Below are 2,658 nucleotides of genomic sequence, written 5' to 3'. Positions count from 1 at the left end.
GGGAAATTCTGCGCAAACTGTGGGTTGAGCAGCGGGCCGGAAGTGGCATCACCTGAAGAACCGAAGTGGAACACACCGTCGATCTCAAACTTATCACTGATCTCATAGCCAAGGCCGAATTGGAAGGCATTCTTAATAATTGCCGTAGCGGGCACGCTGTAAAAGGCCAGTTCATCCTGTATGGGATTAGAGCTATAGGTGTAGCCCAGTCTTAAAGGGAGTCGGTTTATACCGCTGTACTGTACCCCTGCCGAAATAATATTGATGTTTTCCCACCCGAATCCGGCCACGGACCCGGTCGGTGTCCAGCCAACTGCTTCAAAGCCGTCGGTATTTTCATAATTGACCAGGCGGTAGTCGAGGGCCAGGTCAAAAGCACCTGTGCTATATCCTACGCCAAAGGACAGGATAGACGGATAGTCCAGGTTGAAGGAGTTGGTGCCTGTACTACCGTCCAGGTAGACATTGTCAAATTCAAAATCCCCGAAGGTCTGAGGGGTCTTATAGGCAGCTCCTGCCTTGAAACCGGCCCCGGAATCGTAAAATACTCCAAACTGGGCTCCAAAACCGAAGGCAGTGGAGGCGCCATCAGTACTGGGATATCCTGCCTGCGTGGGGTTTGCTGTAGGGTTCGGCATCAGGTCCAGAGATGCGAAATTAAAGGTGGGCTGCACCCCAATAGAGAATTTTTCAGAGAGCTCATACGCATAAGCCGCCCCTACCTGGAATAAGCTGTAATTGGATTCTACCCTTCCAAAACCTCCCATTTCCTGGGGCATATTGATTGGGTTGGTACTACTTTCCGGAAAGGTCACCCCAAATCCACTGATCCCAAAGGCGGAAAATCCAAAATGGTGTCTGGAGGTCGATCCGACCTTATAGGCAAGGGCGGGAAGAGGAGACAGTCCCCGGTCATCTTTGGTAGTTCCACTGAAGAAATTACCTGTGGGTTGGCCCGAGGAATCGAATTCAGGAACTGTTGAACTCAGCTCCGGGGAGGAAAAGAACAAACCTACGTCGAGGCGGATCTGGTTCTGATCAAAAACGGTGATCGCTGCCGGATTCCACTGAAGGGCCCCCGAGATATCCAACGGTTGCCCGGTGGCGGCGCCACCCATGGACATATTGACAGATCCCACACCCTGCATGATGTGCCCTGCCTGAGCGAATCCCCAGGAAACTGTGCATAAAAAGAATAAGAAAGTGACTACATTTTTCATATCGGTACGGTTTAATAAACATGGTTTTAAAATGCGATAGATAAGCCTGGTGCTTTATGCAGTTGAGATAGATTGTTAGTGCGAATGTAGGGGAAACAGCGGGCCTCACTTATGATAAAAATCATAATTTTAGTCCTAATAAAATGCACTTACACTAACACACTTTTAAGCAAGGTGCTTGATCACTTATGCCCGGTTTACAGAAAAAATACAGGTAGATCCAGGACTATAGGTGGACGGTAAATGGGTTCTATATCTTTAATTTTTAATATCTTCTCCATCTTTAATATTCAAACCTTGAAATTGACAGTTTATGGCCGGTAAGTCGGGGCGGAAAAAGTGGGTTTTAGCAGGTAAAATATTTGGGGGGATACTGGTATTCTCCGCAGTGTTCCTGATCTTTTTCCCCATTCTTTTCCACAACTATATCGCTGAAAAAGTGACCGATATCACCTCGGATTACCTGACCACGGAACTCCGGTTTAAGGATACCCGGGCTACATTTTTTCGTCATTTTCCCTCCCTGACACTGAGTATGGAGGATGCAGAAATTATGGGTTCTCAACCCTTTTCAGGGGAGCCCTTGCTTAAAACAGAGAGTTTGGTTTTCTCTATCAGCCTCTGGAGACTGCTTTTTACCCGGGAGGTGAAAATAGACGAAATCGATCTGGAAAATGCAGTGGTGTCTTTTAAGTCTGACCGTTTCGGACGATCAAATTATGCAATCTTTAAGGACACCGGTGAGGACCCCGATACTTCGGACTCAACTGCCCAGACTATCGTTACCCTGGATCGCATTCGAATTGAGGAGGCAGACCTCAGCTATATTGACCGATTACGGGGAATTGATATCAGTACCCGGGGTTTTAGTTACGACGGGGCCGGCACTTTTCAAAACGGGAAGCTCGAGTTGGGATCCCGCTTTGAGATCGACAGTGTAGATGTAACCTTCCAGGATGTTGAGTATCTTAAGAACAAGCACTTAACGGCCAACATTTCTTCCGTCTACAACGATAATGCAGTTTCCCTGCAGTTTGAAAAAAATGACTTGCAAATCAATGAATTGGAACTTGCATTGACCGGGAGTATCGATTTTGACCCCGATGGATACAGGTATCAGGTGGACATCAGGACAGAGGGGAGTCATTTAAAGGATATAATTTCCCTCCTGCCCGAGCAATATGTACAATGGAGGGATAAGGCCGAGGTTGACGGTATGGTAGACGCCAATCTGCATATGAGTGGCCTGAACAATTCTCGCAGGGATACCCTGGAAGAATCTCGAATAGCATTGGAACTGGACTTCCGGGATGGAAAGCTGAAATACCGGGATGCCCCGGTCCCCGTTGAGGAGATTTTTATCGATTTCAAAGGTTCCCTCGACAACGGGCTTATTGAAATTGAGGCAGATACGCTATCCTTTATCATTGCGGAAGAC

At 47.5% G+C, this 2,658-nt stretch carries 2 protein-coding genes; one reads left to right on the top strand and one right to left on the bottom strand.

The annotated features are described in order from the left end of the window. Positions 1-1,220: OmpP1/FadL family transporter (locus tag WBV75_RS05060; RefSeq protein WP_424119560.1), on the bottom strand; the 1,220-nt coding region annotated here is incomplete at its 3' end. A 313-nt stretch (positions 1,221-1,533) separates the two neighbouring features. Between WBV75_RS05060 and WBV75_RS05055 the strand changes: the two genes are divergently transcribed. Continuing rightward, a partial coding sequence (locus WBV75_RS05055; RefSeq protein ID WP_424119559.1) for an AsmA family protein occupies positions 1,534-2,658 on the top strand: 1,125 nt, incomplete at its 3' end.

This window comes from Robiginitalea sp. (genome assembly GCF_049588695.1).
Lineage (GTDB): Bacteria > Bacteroidota > Bacteroidia > Flavobacteriales > Flavobacteriaceae > Robiginitalea.
Note: the sequence above shows the minus strand (reverse complement) of the source record. Positions and strands in the feature narration are given on the sequence as shown.